This is a genomic window from Novosphingobium indicum (assembly GCF_014645195.1).
Taxonomy (GTDB): Bacteria; Pseudomonadota; Alphaproteobacteria; order Sphingomonadales; family Sphingomonadaceae; genus Novosphingobium; species Novosphingobium indicum.
Genome location: NZ_BMLK01000090.1, coordinates 1 through 1168, shown reverse-complemented (window position 1 = coordinate 1168; position 1168 = coordinate 1). Strand labels below are relative to the sequence as shown.

Sequence of the window (1168 nt, the reverse complement as noted above, 5' to 3'; positions counted from 1 at the left end):
ATGATAGCGAACTGGGTTTTGGCCTCGAACCACTCGCGCGGCGGCCGTTTCCATTCTTCGGCCGCGTGATTGAGAACGAGGTATAGCAGTTTCATCGCCGCCTCGTCACCGGGGAAGTGGCCGCGCGTGCGCACTGCCCGCCTGAGCTTCGAGTTCAGGGCCTCGATGGCGTTGGTGGTATAGATCATCCGCCGGATCGGCGCACTGAAGGCAAAGAATGGGATCACTTGCTCCCAGTGCCTACGCCAGCTCTGGGGGATGGCTGGATATTTCTGGCCCCAGGGCCCTGCCTCGAAGGCTTCCAGCGCGGCCAGGCCGGTCTCGGCATTCTCGGCGCGATAGATGCTGCGCAGGGAAGCTGCGATGGCCTTCCGGTCCTTCCACGACGCAAAGCCCATCGAGTTACGGATCAGATGCACAATGCAGGTCTGGACCACCGTTTGCGGGAACACGGCGTTGATGGCATCGGGGAAGCCCTTCAATCCGTCGACGACGGCAATGAGGATGTCGGCCACCCCCCGGTTCTTGAGCTCGTTCATGACGCGCATCCAGAACTTGGCCCCCTCGGTCTGCTCGATCCACATCCCGAGGATTTCCTTGGTCCCGTCGGGCAGGATACCGAGCGCGATGTACACCGCCTTGTTACGGACAAAGCCCTCATCCCGGATTTTGACCCGGATCGCGTCGAAGAAGACCAGCGGGTAGCAGGCATCAAGCGGCCGTCCTTGCCATTCAGCGACGGTTTCCAGCACGGCGTCGGTCACCGTCGAGATCAGGTCCGGCGACACATCTATGCCGTAAAGCTCCTCCAGGTGTCCCCGGATCTCACGCACCGTCATGCCGCGCGCATACATCGAGATGATTTTGTCGTCGAAGTCCGGGAAGCGGCGCTGGTATTTGGCGATCAACTTGGGATCGAATGTGCCCTGCCGGTCACGCGGAATGTCCAGCGTCAGCTTCGAAGAACCGGTCAGCATCGTCTTCTTCGAGGTGCCGTTGCGGCGATTGCCGATCCCAAATTCGGCTTCCGATTCGAGATGATCGTCCAGTTCGGCGGCAAGCATCCGCTCCGAAAGCGCCTTCTTCAGTTCAGCAATCAAGCCGTCCTTGGCAAACAAATCCTGCGGATCACGCCCTGACAGCAACTGATCCAGTAAATCCTTGTCGA

1 protein-coding gene is annotated in these 1168 nt (G+C 60.1%); it reads right to left on the bottom strand.

Annotated features, from left to right (window positions below; genetic code table 11):
* Positions 1-1168: IS256 family transposase (locus IEX64_RS24255; RefSeq protein ID WP_229710738.1), on the bottom strand; the 1168-nt coding region annotated here is incomplete at both ends.